Below are 15,654 nucleotides of genomic sequence, written 5' to 3'. Positions count from 1 at the left end.
CGATCAGCCGCTATTGCGCAGCGCGGTCGCGATCGCGTTGATCGAGAGCAAAATCCCCTCGCCGATGCGCGGATCGTCCTCGCCCGCGCGGTGGCGCTTGAGCAGCTCGATCTGGAGCAGGTTCAGCGGCTCGATATAAGGCAGCCGCAGGCGGATCGACGTCTCCAGCCCGGGATGCTTTTCCAGCAATCGCGTCTGGCGCGTGATCTGGAGCAGCCCGTCATGCGTCGCCCGCCAGCCGCTCAGGATCTGGCCGAAGATCGCGTCGCGCAGCCCGGCATCCTCGACCAACGCGGCATAATGGCCGGCAATCTCCATGTCGGACTTGGCGAGCACCATCTCCATATTGGCGAGCGTCGAGGCGAAGAGCGGCCAGGCGCTCGCCATCTCGCGGAGCAGCCCCTTGTCCTCGAATGCGTCGAAAGCCGCGCCCACGCCGTACCAGCCCGGCAGCATGATCCGCGCCTGTGCCCAGCTGAACACCCAGGGGATGGCGCGCAGATCCTCGATCGCGTCGGATTTCTTGCGGCTCGCCGGGCGCGATCCGATCTTGAGCCCGGCGATCTCGGCGATCGGCGTCGCCTGGCGAAAGAACCGGCGGAATCCCTCGGTCTCATAGACCAGCCCGCGATAGGCCTTGAACGCGCTGTCCGAGAGCTGGTCCATCGCCGCGCCGAAGCGCGCGGCATCGGCGGGGGCGAGCTTTTCGGGCTCGAGGCTCGCGAGCAATGTGGCCGATGCCATGGCTTCCAGATTGGTCATCGCGCTTTCGCGGGTGCCGTATTTGGCGGCGATCACCTCGCCCTGTTCGGTGATGCGGATGCGGCCCTGCACGGTGCCCTTGGGCTGGGCGAGGATCGCCGCGAACGATGATCCGCCCCCCCGCCCCACCGCGCCGCCGCGGCCATGGAAGAGCTGCATTCCCAGATGCGCCTTTTCGAACACCGGCTTAAGCGCGGTCGATCCGCGCGAAAGCTGCCAGGTCGAGGTCAGGTATCCGCCGTCCTTGTTCGAATCCGAATAGCCGATCATCACTTCCTGATGCCCACGTTCGGCGGCGATATGTGCGACTTCGGGGATGCCCAGCCAGCCTTCCATGATCGCCGGCGCGCCCTCCAGATCGGCGATCGTCTCGAACAGCGGGATCGCCATCACGTCTGCACGCGGCTCGGCGCCCGGCACATAGAGCCCGGCTTCCTTGAGCAGCAGATGGACCTCGAGCAGGTCGGAAACCGACTGCGCCATCGAGACGATATAATGGGTGATGCAGGCGCGGCCATACTTGGCATGGCTCGCGGCTGCCTCGCGGACGATCGCCAGTTCGCTGGCGGTTTCCTCGCTATATTCGGCATAGGGGCTGGTCAGCAGGCGCGGGCTCTCCAGTTCCTTGCGCAGCAGCGCGACGCGGGTGTCCTCATCCAGCGACGCATAATCTGCGCAGACCCCGCCCGCCTTGAGCAATTCCGCGACCACGCGCTCATGCACCGCGCTGTTCTGGCGCATGTCGAGCGTGGCGAGATGGAAGCCGAAGGTCTCGACCGCGCGGATCAGCCGCCCCAGCGCGCCCCCGGTGGCGAGCGGGCCATTGCCCTCGTCGGCAAGCGCCCGCGCCACGATAACCAGCTCGTCGCGAAACGCGGCCGGGCTGGGATAGGGCTCCGCGGCAAGCGGCGCGGGGCGCGGCGCAGGCTTGCCGGTCAGCGCCTGGTGCGTCGCTGATAGCCTTGCATAGATGCCCGAAAGCGCGCGGCGATAGGGTTCGTCGGCGCGGCTCTTTGCCTCGTCATGGCTGGCATCCGCCAGCGCCAGCACCGCGTCGCTCACCGTCACATGCTCGGTGGAGATCGACAGCTCCGCCCCCAGCGCATGCACCGCGCCCAGATAATAGCCGAGCACCGCCTCCGCCGACCGGGCCAGCGCCAGCCGCATCGATTCGGCGGTGACGAAGGGATTGCCGTCGCGGTCGCCGCCGATCCAGCTTCCGGCCTTGAGGAAGCTCGGCGCACGTTCCCCTAGCGCCCGGTCCCAGCGCGCGTAGAGCGCGGGCATCACCGGCAGGAATATGTCGCGCAGATAGGAAAGCGCGGTCTCGACCTCGTCGGCGACGCCCAGCTTTTCGCGCCGCAGCACACGCGTCTGCCAGAGCAGGGCGATCTGGCGGGTGATCGCTTCGTCTATCCGGTCGCCATCCTCGGTTTCTTCCATCCCCAGATCCTTGAGCTGCATCAGCTCGGCGATCCGGTTCTTGTGGTCGATCATCGATTTGCGGCGCACTTCGGTGGGGTGCGCCGTCAAAACCGGCACCACCAGCGCCTGTTCGAGCAATTGCATCACCGCATTGTGCCCGATGCCTTCGCTCGCCAGCCGGGCCAGCGCGCCCCCCAGGTCCGCGTCCGCCTCGGCCGCCACGCCCTGCCGATCCTCGGCAAGGTTGGCGAGCATCGAGAAGAGCATGAAGCCGCGGGTGAAATCGAGCGTCTCGTCGAGGCTCAACCGGTCGAGTCCGCGATCGATCGCGCCAGCCCCCGCCACGCCACGCGCGCGGTCCACCGATGTCGCACGGATATATTCGATGCGCTTGAACAGTTCCTCGCCGCCATAAGCGCGAATGACGTCACCGAGCAGCTTGCCCAGAAAGCGGACGTCAGGATTATTTGCGATCGCGAGACTGGCCATAATCGATTGCTGCACCGCAATAGGAACGCGGGTCAACAAAGTTATGCGGTCCTTGGTTCCTAGCGAACGGGCGAACCCGGGCTCAATTCTTCATCGTCCAGCCATCCGACAACGCCCGGCTCGTCTTCGATCACCGCCATCTGCTGCGGCGCAATTCCTGCTTTATCGTTCATGCCAAGGGTATCTGGGATCACCACCATCGTCGTGCCGGGGCCGACCACGGCAGCGAGCGCGCGGCGAAACGGATCACTGCCCTGGAAGCGACCGGCGGCCTGGGCGGACATGTCATGGGCCACGGCGGAAGACTGGCCGGGCAGCGGCACTTTCGCCCAGCGATAATCGCTGCCCACCACATCGCGCAGCACATAGGCCTGCACCCGGTCGATCACCCCTTCGAACGTCACGGGGGCCGATCCGATCTCGATCCCGTTGCGCAGCACCACCATGCGGCGGTCCGCCGCGCTCACCACGATCGATACCGGCCCGCTGGGCGAGCGCTCGGGATGCCACACTGCCGGTCCCGGCGGGGCCTGCCGCGTCAGTTGCGGCGTCGGCGCGATGCGCAATTCGGCGGGCTGGTTCACGATTACCACGGTCATGCCGAGCTCGGTCGCGCCGAACAGCAAAGGCGCGAAATCGTGCGGCAATCGGATGCAGCCGTGCGAGGCGGGATAGCCGGGCAGGGGGCCGCCGTGCAGCGCGATCCCGTACCAGGTCAGCCGCTGCATATAGGGCATGGGCGCGTTCGAATATTTGCTCGAACGGTGATGCTTCGCCTTTTGCAGGATCGGGAACACGCCCAGCGGCGTGCGGTGGCCCGGCTTGCCGGTCGATACGGTCGATACGGCGATCGGGACGCCGTTGCGATAGGCGATCAGGCGCTGGGTCGCGATATTGACCACCACGAGCATCGGCCCCTCCGGCGCGATATCGGGCGCCCAGATATATTGGCCGGGCTTCAGCCGTGCGACGGCGTCCATGACATTGCCCGCATCGAGCGGCTGCATCTGCGCTGCGCCGGCAGTTGCCAGCAGCGTCACCGACGCGGCAAGGATCAACGCACGGCTACGTCTGGACCTGAGCATGGCGAATCCCCCGTTGCGTGTGCCGAACATTAACCATTGCGGGTGTGGAATCAAAGCGCGTGGATTGACGGTGCCGGATGCCGCCCCTAGAGGCCCCTTGTCCTTCGGGGAGTAGCCGCCGCCGACTTTCGGCGGAGCGCAGCGTCAACATACTCGGTGGAGACACCGTGGCGCGCGCGGGAAGCGGGAACCGCTTTCAGGCGAGACCGATGGCATTGGCTTTCGCGTTCGGGTCGGGCGGGGAGAGCGGTGCCGTCGTGTCCATTTGCCTGACCCGGGAATTCACATGGAAGCCTTTCTCTCTTCGCTCGGCTTGGTTGCGCTCGCCGAAATGGGCGACAAGACGCAGCTGCTCGCGGCCGTCCTCGCGCTGCGCTTTCGCAAGCCGGGGCCGATCATCGTGGGCATTCTGGTGGCGACGCTCGCCAACCATTTCCTGGCTGCGTTGCTTGGCACGGTTGCCGCAGGTTGGCTGGCGAGCCCCTGGTTCCGCGCCTCGGTCGGCCTCTCCTTCATCGCCATGGCGGCGTGGACCCTGGTGCCCGACAAGCTCGACGAGAAGGAGCAGGATACCCCGCGTTACGGTGCCTTCCTCACTACGCTGGTCGTCTTCTTCCTCGTGGAAATGGGCGACAAGACCCAGATCGCGACGATCGCGCTGGGTGCGCGCTTCGACGATGTGGTTGCGGTGACGGCGGGAACGACGCTCGGCATGATGATCGCAAACGCGCCGGTCGTCCTGCTCGGCAATCGCTTGCTGGCGAAGGTCAATTTCGACTGGGTCCGCCGCGCGGCCGCCTTGCTGTTCTTCGTGCTCGGCTTGTGGACGATCTGGGAGGCGCTAGGTTAAGGGGCGATGCCGCCCAATCCCATCAAGCGCATGCTGATCGCGCAGGTTCGCAAGACCTTCAACGATCAGGCGAGGGGCGAGACCCCGGTGGTGCGCCAGCCCGATGGCCTGTTCGGCCCGCAATCGGTGTGCTGGCGTGTCCATGGCGATGTGGTGACGATGATGGTCGGCGGGGTTTCGGCGCTGCTGCTCCAGATGCTCCATCCGGCGGTGCTCGCCGGAGTCTGGGATCATTCGGCGTTTCGCCAGGACATGCTGGGCCGGCTCCGGCGCACCGCGCGGTTCATCGCCGTCACCGGCTATGATTCGCGCGAAGCCGCCGAATCCGCGATCCAGAAGGTTCGCGAAGTGCACACCCGCGTGAAGGGCGTGCTACCAGATGGCACTCCTTATGCTGCGGATGATCCGCGCCTGCTCGCCTGGGTGCATGTCACAGAGGCGATGTGCTTCCTTGATGCGTGGATCCGCTATGCTGAGCCGCGCATGACGATGGCGGATCAGGATCGCTATTTTGCGGAGTTCGCGATCATCGCCGAGAAGCTTGGTGCCGATCCGGTCCCCCGCAGCCGTGCCGAGGCGGAGGCGCTGATCTGCGGGATGCGGCCCGAGCTTCGCGCCGATTCGCGCACCCGCGAAGTCGCCCGGCTGGTGCTGGAGCAGCCCGCGCCCAGCCTGGCGGCCCGGCCTGCGCAGAAGATGATCTTCCAGGCTGCGGTCGATCTGCTGCCGCCCTGGGCGCGCGCGATGCACGGCCTGTCCGCGCCCTTGCTCACCCGACCGATGGTGCGCACCGGCACTGCGGGCATGGCCGGGGTGTTTCGCTGGGCGTTCCGCTAGTCAGTCGGTGGGATCGTCGATGCCGCCGGATGTCGCGGGATCGAGTTGCACCTGTGCATGGCCGCGCTGAATCAAGCCCAGTTCGCGCGCGGCGGCGCGCGACAGATCGATCAGCCGGCCCTTGCCCCATGGCCCGCGATCATTGACCCGCACGACCACGCTGCGCCCGCTCGCCATGTCGGTGACGCGCACGCGCGTGCCAAAGGGCAGCGAACGGTGCGCGGCGGTGAAGTCCTCCGGATCATAGGCCTCGCCGCTCGCGGTGCGCTTGCCGCTAAAACGGTCGGCATAATAGCTCGCCGTGCCGGTGCTGATAGCGAGGTCGGGGCTTTCAAGACCGGGCGCGCGTGCGTGCGAAGCGGTTCCGGCGCAAAGCGCGGCCGCTGCCAGCATCGTCAGTCGAAATGCCAAACGCCCCATCTCCGCCTCCCGGGGCGCTCATGCAGCAGAACGGCCGAAAGTCCCAAGCCGCGACCGCCCGAACCGCGACACGCGGTGCAGGCGAGGCGACGAGCCGACGATTTTGGAACGGAAAGCAGCGCCGAACCGGGGTTCGGCGCGCGTCCCTGTCAGACGTCGAGATTCGCGACGCTGAGCGCATTCTCCTGGATGAACTCGCGGCGCGGCTCGACCACATCGCCCATCAGGCGGGTGAAGATCTCGTCGGCGACGTCGGCCTGATCGACCTGGACCACCAGCATCGAGCGGTTCGTCGGATCGAGCGTGGTTTCCCAGAGCTGCTCGGCGTTCATTTCGCCAAGGCCCTTGTAGCGCTGGATCGCGAGCCCCTTGCGCCCGAACGCCAGGATCGCATCGAGCAACTGGCTCGGGCGCGAAACCAACGTCTCGCCCTTGGCGGCGGTCACCGGTGCTTCGGCTTCTTCGCCCTCGTCGGCAGCCACCGCTTCGGCGGCGAGCGCGGCTTCGGTCTCGGTCAGCGCGGTCTTGGCCGAGACCAGCTTCGACGGCACGAGATAGGCCGCAGCCTGTTCCGCGGCCAGCGCATGGAGCTTGCGCGCTTCCGCCGAGGCCAGGAATGCCGCTTCCACGATATGATGGTCGCTCACGCCGCGCCAGCGACGCTCGAAATGATAGCCGCCGTCCTCGGTAATCCGTGCCGACCAGCGCGCTTCGGGGTCCGCCGCATCGAGCCGGGTGATCGTGGTCTTGAGGCTTTCGCCGCGCTGTTCGCGCGATGCCGCGGGATCGAGCCCGCCGCCGAGCGCCAGCACTTCGATGATGTCGGCCGAATAGCGGCGCGGCACATAGCGCATCAGCGTGCGCATCCGGCGCGCATGCTCCACCAGCGTGCGCAGATCCTCGCCCGAACGCTGCGTTCCCTGCGTATCGAGCAGCGTCCCGCCGACACCGGCATCGACCAGATACTGATCGAGCGCACCATCGTCCTTCAGATACACCTCGCTGCGGCCCTTGGTTGCCTTATAGAGCGGCGGCTGCGCGATATAGAGATGCCCGGCCTCGATGATCTCGGGCATCTGGCGATAGAAGAAGGTGAGCAGCAGCGTGCGGATATGCGCGCCGTCCACGTCGGCGTCGGTCATGATGACGATCTTGTGGTAGCGCAGCTTTTCGAGGTTGAAGTCGTCGCGCCCGATGCCGGTGCCCATGGCCTGGATCAATGTGCCGATCTCGCGGCTCGACAGCATCCGGTCGAAGCGGGCGCGCTCGACGTTCAGGATCTTGCCGCGCAGGGGAAGGATCGCCTGGAAATGGCGGTCGCGGCCCTGCTTGGCCGATCCGCCTGCGGAGTCACCCTCGACCAGGAACAGTTCGGACTTGGCCGGATCGCGCTCCTGGCAATCGGCCAGCTTGCCGGGCAGGCTGGCGATATCCATCACGCCCTTGCGCCGGGTCAGCTCGCGCGCCTTCTTGGCGGCCTCGCGCGCAGCGGCGGCGTCGATCACCTTCTGGATGATCAGGCGCGCATTTTGCGGGTTTTCCTCAAGCCATTCCGCGAGCTTGTCGGCCATCAGGCTTTCGAGCGGCTGGCGCACCTCGGACGAGACGAGCTTGTCCTTGGTCTGCGAGCTGAACTTCGGATCGGGCAGCTTGACCGAGACGATCGCGGTGAGCCCCTCGCGCATATCGTCGCCGGTGAGCGTCACCTTCTCCTTCTTGAGCAGGCCCGACTTGTCGGCATAATTGTTGATCGTGCGGGTCAGCGCTGCGCGGAACGCCGCCAGATGCGTGCCGCCGTCGCGCTGCGGGATGTTGTTGGTGAAGCACAGGACGTTCTCGTAATAGGAGTCGTTCCACTCCAGCGCGACGTCGATCGTCACATCGTCTCGCGTGCCGGCGATCGCCACCGGATCGGGCATAAGCGGCGTCTTGTTGCGATCGAGCCACTTCACGAACGCGGCGATGCCGCCTTCATAATATAGCTCGACTTCCTTCACTTCCTCATGCCGCGCGTCGCGCAGGAACAGGCGCACGCCCGAATTGAGGAAAGCCAGCTCGCGATAGCGATGCTCGAGCTTGTCGAAATCATATTCGATCTGGTTCTTGAAGGTGCCGCCATCGCCGGGTGTCTTCTCGGTCGAGGCGAGGAAGGTCACGCGCGTGCCCTTCTTGCCCTCGGGCGCCTTGCCGATCACCTTGAGCGGCGCGGTCGCGTCGCCATAAGCGAAGCGCATGTAATGCTCCTCGCCGTCGCGCCAGATGTTGAGATCGAGCCATTCGGACAACGCGTTGACCACCGAAACGCCCACGCCGTGGAGGCCGCCCGAGACCTTATAGGCATTGTCGTCGCTGGTATTCTCGAACTTACCGCCGGCATGGAGCTGGGTCATGATGACCTCGGCCGCCGAAACGCCCTCCTCGGCATGGATGCCGGTGGGGATGCCGCGGCCATTATCCTCGACCGAGACCGATCCGTCGGCGTTGAGCTGGATGATGATCTTGTCGCAATGCCCGGCCAGCGCCTCGTCGATGGCATTGTCCGAGACCTCGAACACCATGTGGTGCAGGCCCGATCCATCGTCGGTGTCGCCGATATACATGCCCGGCCGTTTGCGGACCGCGTCGAGGCCCTTCAGGACCTTGATCGAGTCGGCGCCGTAGCTGTTCGAATTGGGGGTGTTTTCGGGGGTCTGGTCGTCGGGATTTGCCATGCCGAGCATATAGGGTCGCAGAGGGCAAAACGAAAGCAAAATGGGTGTTTCAGGCCCTTTCAGCCCAGCTTTCCGTCCGCGACCCGGTATCGCGTCGCATCGCCCGGAACCGCGTTGAACAATTCGGGCTCGGTGCCCGTCATCCACACCTGTCCCGCGCCCGCCAGCCGCTCGAACAGCGCGGCGCGGCGGAGCGGATCAAGATGCGCCGCCACCTCGTCGAGCAGCAGGATCGGCGCGCGCCCGATCCGCTCCCCCACCAGTTCGGCATGGGCGAGGACGAGTCCCAGCAGCAGCGCCTTTTGCTCGCCGGTCGAGCAGAGATTCGCCGGCTGGTTCTTCGCCACATGAGTGACGATCAAATCGGCGCGGTGCGGCCCGGCCAGCGCCCGGCCCGCCGCCGCATCCCGTCGGCGGCCTTCGCCCAGCTCGCGCGCCAGTTGCGTTGCATCGCCCTGCCAGCCTTCGAGCATCAGCGCGGCCCGGGCAAAGGCACCCTCGGGCTGATCGGCCAGCCGCTCGCCGAGCAGGCTCACCGCCTCGCGCCGTGCCGCATCGATCGCCGCGCCATGCTCGGCCATGCGCGCCTCCAGCGCGGCGAGCCAGTCAGCGTCGGGGGGCGCGTCACCGGCAAGCAGCCGGTTGCGCTGGCGCATCGCTGCTTCATAGCGCGCCGAATGATGCGCATGGCCGGGCGCCAGCGCCAGCGTCAGCCGGTCGAGGAAACGGCGGCGCTCGCCCGGCCCTTCGACGAACAGCCGGTCCATTGCGGGCGTCAGCCACAGCACCGTCAGCCATTCGGCCAGCGCGGTGGCAGAGGCTGCCGCGCCGTTGATACGCACCAGCCGCCGCTCGGGCGCGCTCGGCTGCACGCCGGTGCCGATCGCGACACCCGCGCCCAGTTCGGCCGCCACACCGAACCCGCCACCGCCGCCCTGGCGCGGCATCTCGCCCAGCGCCGCGCGGCGCAGCCCCCGGCCCGGCGCGAGCAGCGACACGGCCTCCAATATGTTGGTCTTCCCCGCGCCATTCTCGCCGGTCAGCACCACGAAGCCCGGCCCCGGCGTCAGCACGGCATCGGCATGGTTGCGGAAATCGGTCAGGACGAGGCGGGTGATGGCCATTGTGGCCCTCCCTAGCGCAGCCTCTTGCCGCCGGACAGCGCTTCGCGGATGATCGCGCTCGTGATCCGCGCGCTCCTCGCCCTTTTGCTGCTCGCGGCCTGCGCGCCCGCCGCGCCGGAGGACATGACCGCGCGCTATCTGCGCGAGGGGCAGCCCGCGCTGGTCGTGATGAGCGCCGCCAATGGCGATGCGCGCGTATCGGCGGGCGACACGCTGTTCCTGCGCAAGGGCGATCGGGAATATGTCGTGCTCCACGATGCCGCGGGCAATTTCAGCGCGACGATCGAGGACGCGCTGGCGCTGTTCGGCGAGGATCAGCCCGCGATCACCGGCCCGCCCACGCAGCCCGAATATGCCCTTAGCGAAGCGGGCACGGAGTCGGTTGCCGGCGTGAAGGGCCGGCTCTGGATGGGGCATCCCCGCGAAGTGCCGTCGCTTGCGTCGTTCGAAGGAGTCGTCAGCAGCGATCCCGCGCTCGCTCCGCTCGGCCGCGCACTCGCGATGCAGACCCGTTTCGCGATAGTCCGAAACAGCACCGCCACGGGCGGCCCCGGCAATTTCGGGAAAGCGATGATCGCGCTGTTCGAGAAAGGCGCGGTGCTGCGATTCAACCAGATACTGAAGCTCGAGACGATCGACAGGGCGCCGATCCCTGCCGCGATGTTCGCGCTTCCCCAGCCCCTTCTCGGCCGCGATGCGCTCCGCTCCCGGCTCCGCGTGCAGCCAAAGGAATGATCATGCGCCTGCTTTTTGCCCTGCTCCTCGCGCTGCTGCCCTTGCCGGCGCTGGCGGACGTCACCGCCCGCTATGCGGCGGGCAAGACGGAGTTGATTGTCGCGATAGACGATGGCGGGAATGCGCGAATCGATTTCGCTGACAAGTTCAGCATCATCCGCCGTGGCGGTGTGGACTATGCCGTTATCAAAGAGGCGACGGGTGACACCAAGGTCGTCAACCTTGCGGATTTGATGTCGCTGGTTTCGGGTATGTTCAGCGGAGTGGCAATGCCGGAGGGACAGACTCCGGATAAGTTCGTCCTCACATCCCGGGGCGATGCATCGATCGCCGGTTTCGCCGGAACCCGGTGGGCGTTCGGGCCGGAGCGGGAAGCCGATGGGCGGCCCGGCGAGATGCTTGAGTTGGTCCTGAGTGCAGACCCAAAGTTGGAGCCGATCGGCGTGCTGTTTCAGCGGATCGTTGGGTTGGCAGAGCCGGCGATGAGTGTGTTTGCGCCGCCGGGTAGTGGATTTCATCTGTTGGCGCTCGATCTCGCGGCCAAGGGCGCGCCGTTGGGGATCGGTAAGACCGAGCTTCAGTCGGTCAGCTACGCCAAAATCGACCCCAAGCGCTTCGATCTGCCCGCGCCGCCCGTCAGCGCTGCCGAGTTCATGGCGGCGTCGGGCATGCCGGTGACGGGAACGGACATAGCCCCGCTCCCCTGAGCGCTCAGATACCCTTCAGCCCCGCCGCAGCCAGGCTCGCCTGCGCGATCTGATACCGCACCGGCTCTGCGATATTCAGGCGGCGGCGCGCCGCGTCCAGCGGCTCCGCCATCAACGCCTCATAATCCTCGCCGTGCAGCCACTTGGCCTGCTTGCCGCGGCGATAGCCTTCGGTCACCGCCTTGAGGAAATCGGCCCTGCCGGTAACACGCAGGCTCTTGAGCGCCGCGCCGAGCGCGATGAAGCCCCAGCCAAGACCGCCGGTTTGCGCATAGGAAAAGGCGACGAGGCATGCCTCGCCCAGATGCTCGTCGGCCTGATAGCCGGTGAGCACGTGCCACAGGTCATGGATGTCGCGCTCGCGGCGTCCCATCCAGGTATAGGGATGCTCGGCATCGGCGTCGCCGAACTCGCCCATGCTCAGCTCGACGAGTCCGTCCGCCGAATAGCCGGTCGAATCGAGGAAGTTGCGATAGGCCGCACCAACGGTGCCCTCGGCAAAGCTGTCGATCCAGGCGCGGTCGGTCAGCCGCTCGGCCAATTCGACGCGCTTGTACGCGATCGCCCCGCCGCCCGGCACGGTCAGCAGCTTGCGATAATTGCGCTGCGTCACGTCGCCGTTCAGCGCGCGCATGATCTTGAAGACCTGCTCGGTATCATCGCCATTGGCGAGCAGCCGCCTGAGCGCGCTCAGGGCAGTGCCCCATTCGCGCTTCATCGGAACGCCGGGATTGAACGGTACAGGTGCCAGTTGCGTAGCCATGCAGATAAAATACGGCTACTTACATTAATGTCAATAGTGAGCGATTACACCCGCATCGGCATCAGCACGTACAGCGCGGGCGAGGCGTCGTTCTCGCGGATCAGCGTCGGAGCGGCGGCGTCGGCCAGATGGACTTCCACCATGTCGCCTTCGATCTGGGCGAGAATGTCCATCAGATAGCGGCTGTTGAAGCCGATCTCGAAGCCTGCCGCGATATAATCGCCCGGCACTTCTTCCGCCGCCGCGCCGTTTTCGGGACTGGTGACCGACAGGACCACCTTGTCGCGATCCAGCGCCATCTTGACCGCGCGGGTCTTTTCGGTGGCGATGGTCGATACGCGATCCACGCCCTCCATCAGGCTCTTTGGGTCGATCTTCAGGATCTTGTCATTGCCGGTCGGGATGACGCGGCTGTAATCGGGGAAGGTGCCGTCGATCAGCTTCGAGGTCAGGATCGCCTGCCCCATGTCGAAGCGGATCTTGGAGGCTGAGAGCGATACGCCGACCGATCCGTCCACTTCGTCGAGCAGCTTGCGCAGCTCCGCGACGCATTTGCGCGGAATGATCACGTCGGGCATCGATTCGGCACCATCGGGGCGCGCCACGGTCACGCGCGCCAGGCGGTGCCCGTCCGTCGCGGCGGCGCGCAGCATCGGAGTCGCCTCGTCCGCCACGTGCAGGAAGATGCCGTTCAGATAATAGCGCGTCTCTTCGGTCGAGATTGCGAAGCGCGTCTTGTCGATGATCTGCTTCAGCGTTTCGGCCGGCAGCTCGAACGTCGTCGGCAGCTCGCCCTCGGCGATCATCGGGAAATCGTCGCGCGGCAGCGTCGCCAGCGTGAACTTGGCGCGCCCGGCATTGACCGTGATGCGGCCTTCTGCGGCGCTCAGTTCGACCTGTGAGCCCTCGGGCAGCTTGCGGACGATGTCGAACAAAGTGTGCGCCGAAATGGTAGTAGCGCCCGGCTGGTCCACCGCCGCCGGGATCGTCTCGTCGATCTGCAGGTCCAGATCGGTCGCCATCAGCCGCAGCGCGCCCGAAGCCTGCGCCTCGATCAGCACGTTGGAGAGGATCGGGATCGTGTTGCGCCGCTCGACCACGGACTGGACGTGGCTGAGGCCCCTCAACAGAGTTGCGCGTTCGATCGTCGCCTTCATGTGTAAACCCCCGGGGCCGAAACTGCCCGAATCCAGCTTGGCTGGGCCTAGATTTGGGGGACGACATTAACGGCAAAAAGGGCCGGAGCAAGCGCCCCGGCCCTTCTGTTCACAGCATATTTGCCGTGTTTTGCGCTTTAGAAGCGAACGCCGACGCCTGCGAGCACCTGGTGGCGCTTCGCATCGACATTGGCCGAGTCCGAATCATACTTGGAGTAACGATATTCGGCCTTGGCATAGACCTTGTCGTTCAGCTTGACTTCGGCGCCCGCGCCGAGACGCCAGCCGTCGACATTGTCGCGGTCGTCAAGGTTGGTCACGGCCGAGCGATACTCGTTCTTGAACTGCGCATTGGTGTAGCCGCCCTTTGCGTAGATCAGCGCATTCTCGCCAACCGTGAAGCCGACGCGCGCGCCGACATACAGATCGCGGCCTGCCTTGGTGCGCAGCGTGTCGCCTGCGACCAGCACGCCGTTCGCGGTGTTCTTGGTGGTCGCGCCGGTGGCTTCGCCCTCGACGCCGATCACGGCGTTGCCGGCCTGGAAATCATAGCCGATCTGGCCGCCATAGACGACGCCATCGCGCGAACCGCCATTGAGCGAATCGTCGCTGACATGATCCCAGCCGACGATCGCTTCGGCGCGCGGACCGGTGAACGGCGCGGCGTCCTGTGCGAAGGCGGGGGCTGCCACGGCCGACGATGCGATGAGGGCGGCGGCGATAAACTTCGTACGCATAACTAACTCCTTGGGTACTCAAACTGGCCCGCCAAACTGCACGGGTCGGGGCATAAATAGGCACTCTCCGGCCCATGTTTCATGAACCTCAGACAACAAGGAAAAGCGTTGCATTCCCGCAACAGGGGCTTGAAACAGCGGCGATGGATTCCAAGCCAGCCCTGCCCCGTGATCCGTCCCAGAGGCGCGGCCGCGATTTTATCGCACGCCACGGCGAGACCGTTTTCAATTTCGCCAGAAGAATGCAGGGCCATCATCCGCATACGCCGCTCACCCGCGCCGGATTCGCCCAGGCCGATGCGATGGGCGAGGGGCTCCGCGCGATTCTCGGACCTCGCCCAAAGCTCACCCTATGGTCGTCCAGCGCCGGCCGCGCGCTGCAGACGCTGGCGATCATCGCGGAGCATCTCGAGCTCGACTGGCATCAGGCGCGGCACGACGATCGGCTGATCGAGATCGGCATGGGCGAGTATAGCGGGCGCTATTATGCCGATCTGGCGAGCGAGGAGAACGGCTTCCTCGATATGGCGCAGGGCCTTTACACGCGCCGCCCGCCCGGCGGCGAATGGTATGACGAGATTGCGGTCCGCGTCACTTCCTGGCTGGTAGACACCGATGACGATCCAGGAGACCGGCTGGTGATCATGCACGGAATGTCTTCGCGGGTGCTGCGCGGCGTGATGACGGGGCTGGAAGTTTCGCCGCGATTCGACGCGCCGGTCGCGCGCGATCTGCCGCAGGGTTCGGTCGTGATGATCGAGAAGGGGGTGGAGACTATCGTGCATACCGGCAGCGGCCGGAACTCCGCACCGGCATGATCGCACTCGCGCTGATCCTTGCGCTGCTCCCCCGCGATGCGCTCGGCACCTATGGCGGCTGGGGCGCGTTCCGCGATGCTCCGCCGCTTCGCTGCTATGCGATCGCCAAGCCGGTGGAGAGGCACAGCGCGTCGCAGCCCTTCGCCAGCATCGCCAATTGGCCGCGCGACGGCGTGCGCAATCAGCTCCACATCCGCCTCAGCCGTGCCCGCGCAGCGAATGCGCGGGTGACGCTGTCGATCGGCGAGCGCCGGTTCGAGCTGAAGGCGGGCGATGCCGATGCCTGGGCCCCCGACGCGCGCACCGATGCCGCAGTGGTCGCCGCGATCCGATCGGGCCGCAGCATGAGCGTCGAGACGGTGGCGGCCAATGGCGCACCCTTTGCCGACACCTATGCCCTCAAGGGCGCGGCCACCGCGATCGACGCGGCTGCGCTGGGGTGCGCCGGGCGCTAGCCGGGAAGCAGGGCGGCGATCGCACCGCCGCCCGATCGGTCAGCCTGCGGGCAATTGCTTCGCAGCGTCCTGGACGCGCTTCTCCAGCGCCGGATCGGCCTGCACCGCCTTCGCAATCTCGTTGAAGCGCTCGGCGGTCAGGCCCGTGGCGGTGATCGCCTCGACGATCTTGGCGGTCTTGTCCGCAGCGGGAACGGCGGCATCCGCGTTGATCTTGCCCGCCGCCACCGCTGCGGTGGCGAATTGCGAGACTTCGGCATCGGTCACCGGGGCTGCCTGTGCTGCGGATGGCGTGGTGGCCGGCGCTGCCTGGGGTGCCGTCTGCGCGAACGCGACGGGCGCCGATATCAGCGCCGCTGCCAGCGCTATCGATGAAAGAAACTGCATATCCTACTCCAATTGGGGTGCCCCCGCGCATAAGCTGGGGGCGGCGCGTCAGGCAGGGCAACCGCCAAGGCGTTGCCCCGTGGCATTCGCGCGATGGACGCAGTCCCTTGTCTGGCAGCGCGGCTCCTTGCCAATGGGTGGAAAAGCCGGGCGAAATCCCCTATGTGGCGGCCATGCAAACAGAGTCGGCCG

The 15,654-nt window shown here is 66.2% G+C and carries 15 protein-coding genes; 6 read left to right on the top strand and 9 right to left on the bottom strand.

Features of this window, described 5'->3' with window-relative positions; translation table 11 throughout:
* Window positions 1–3: 3 nt before the first annotated feature.
* Complete coding sequence (gene ppc, locus SSO01S_RS11155; protein WP_066798768.1) at window positions 4–2,676, bottom strand: phosphoenolpyruvate carboxylase; 2,673 nt, start codon at window positions 2,674–2,676, stop codon at window positions 4–6.
* A gap of 59 nt (window positions 2,677–2,735) precedes the next feature.
* Window positions 2,736–3,761, bottom strand: coding sequence for a L,D-transpeptidase family protein (locus tag SSO01S_RS11150; RefSeq protein WP_066798853.1), 1,026 nt, complete (start codon window positions 3,759–3,761; stop codon window positions 2,736–2,738).
* 286 nt (window positions 3,762–4,047) lie between these two features.
* Between SSO01S_RS11150 and SSO01S_RS11145 the strand changes: the two genes are divergently transcribed.
* The gene (locus SSO01S_RS11145; protein WP_066798767.1) at window positions 4,048–4,611 is read left to right on the top strand and encodes a TMEM165/GDT1 family protein; all 564 of its coding nucleotides are present in this window, start codon (window positions 4,048–4,050) and stop codon (window positions 4,609–4,611) included.
* Between the two features lie 6 nt (window positions 4,612–4,617).
* Complete coding sequence (locus SSO01S_RS11140) at window positions 4,618–5,448, top strand: oxygenase MpaB family protein (protein ID WP_066798766.1); 831 nt, start codon at window positions 4,618–4,620, stop codon at window positions 5,446–5,448.
* Here SSO01S_RS11140 and SSO01S_RS11135 read toward each other — a convergent pair whose 3' ends face one another.
* From SSO01S_RS11135 to recF, 3 genes are all read right to left on the bottom strand, one after another.
* Complete coding sequence (locus tag SSO01S_RS11135; RefSeq protein WP_066798765.1) at window positions 5,449–5,868, bottom strand: septal ring lytic transglycosylase RlpA family protein; 420 nt, start codon at window positions 5,866–5,868, stop codon at window positions 5,449–5,451.
* Window positions 5,869–6,017: 149 nt separating this feature from the next.
* Window positions 6,018–8,588, bottom strand: a complete 2,571-nt coding sequence (gene gyrB / locus SSO01S_RS11130; protein ID WP_066798764.1) for a DNA topoisomerase (ATP-hydrolyzing) subunit B — start codon at window positions 8,586–8,588, stop codon at window positions 6,018–6,020.
* A gap of 50 nt (window positions 8,589–8,638) precedes the next feature.
* Complete coding sequence (gene recF, locus SSO01S_RS11125; protein ID WP_066798763.1) at window positions 8,639–9,703, bottom strand: DNA replication/repair protein RecF; 1,065 nt, start codon at window positions 9,701–9,703, stop codon at window positions 8,639–8,641.
* A gap of 48 nt (window positions 9,704–9,751) precedes the next feature.
* Between recF and SSO01S_RS11120 the strand changes: the two genes are divergently transcribed.
* Both SSO01S_RS11120 and SSO01S_RS11115 read left to right on the top strand, forming a co-directional pair.
* Window positions 9,752–10,438 (top strand): hypothetical protein, encoded by a 687-nt coding sequence (locus SSO01S_RS11120; RefSeq protein ID WP_066798762.1) that lies wholly within the window; start codon window positions 9,752–9,754, stop codon window positions 10,436–10,438.
* Window positions 10,435–11,145 carry a hypothetical protein gene (locus SSO01S_RS11115; protein WP_157073750.1) on the top strand — a complete coding sequence of 237 codons (711 nt, stop codon included), beginning with the start codon at window positions 10,435–10,437 and terminating at the stop codon, window positions 11,143–11,145. Before SSO01S_RS11120 ends, SSO01S_RS11115 begins: the two co-directional genes overlap by 4 nt.
* A 4-nt stretch (window positions 11,146–11,149) precedes the next feature.
* On the opposite strand, the gene SSO01S_RS11110 is transcribed toward SSO01S_RS11115, so the two are convergent.
* The 3 genes from SSO01S_RS11110 to SSO01S_RS11100 all read right to left on the bottom strand — a co-directional run bounded on the left by SSO01S_RS11110 (window position 11,150) and on the right by SSO01S_RS11100 (window position 13,802).
* Window positions 11,150–11,908, bottom strand: coding sequence for a Coq4 family protein (locus SSO01S_RS11110; RefSeq protein WP_066798760.1), 759 nt, complete (start codon window positions 11,906–11,908; stop codon window positions 11,150–11,152).
* Between the two features lie 44 nt (window positions 11,909–11,952).
* On the bottom strand, window positions 11,953–13,065 hold the full coding sequence (gene dnaN / locus SSO01S_RS11105; RefSeq protein ID WP_066798759.1) for a DNA polymerase III subunit beta: 1,113 nt from the start codon (window positions 13,063–13,065) through the stop codon (window positions 11,953–11,955).
* 137 nt (window positions 13,066–13,202) lie between these two features.
* Window positions 13,203–13,802: an outer membrane protein gene (locus SSO01S_RS11100; RefSeq protein ID WP_066798758.1), complete on the bottom strand. Its 600-nt coding sequence runs from the start codon at window positions 13,800–13,802 to the stop codon at window positions 13,203–13,205.
* Between the two features lie 143 nt (window positions 13,803–13,945).
* On the opposite strand from SSO01S_RS11100, the gene SSO01S_RS11095 reads away from it, so the two are divergent.
* Together SSO01S_RS11095 and SSO01S_RS11090 are read left to right on the top strand one after the other, a co-directional pair.
* Window positions 13,946–14,620, top strand: a complete 675-nt coding sequence (locus SSO01S_RS11095; protein ID WP_066798757.1) for a histidine phosphatase family protein — start codon at window positions 13,946–13,948, stop codon at window positions 14,618–14,620.
* Complete coding sequence (locus SSO01S_RS11090) at window positions 14,617–15,075, top strand: invasion associated locus B family protein (RefSeq protein WP_066798756.1); 459 nt, start codon at window positions 14,617–14,619, stop codon at window positions 15,073–15,075. The genes SSO01S_RS11095 and SSO01S_RS11090 overlap by 4 nt, the downstream gene beginning before the upstream one ends.
* A 39-nt stretch (window positions 15,076–15,114) precedes the next feature.
* Here the strand turns inward: SSO01S_RS11090 and SSO01S_RS11085 are convergent, their stop codons facing one another.
* Window positions 15,115–15,462 carry a DUF4168 domain-containing protein gene (locus SSO01S_RS11085; protein WP_066798755.1) on the bottom strand — a complete coding sequence of 116 codons (348 nt, stop codon included), beginning with the start codon at window positions 15,460–15,462 and terminating at the stop codon, window positions 15,115–15,117.
* Between the last annotated feature and the right edge of the window lie 192 nt (window positions 15,463–15,654).

Source organism: Sphingomonas soli NBRC 100801, assembly GCF_001591025.1.
Classification (GTDB): domain Bacteria; phylum Pseudomonadota; class Alphaproteobacteria; order Sphingomonadales; family Sphingomonadaceae; genus Sphingomonas; species Sphingomonas soli.
The sequence above is the reverse complement of the archived record's forward strand: the minus strand, read 5'-3'. Positions and strand labels throughout refer to the sequence as shown.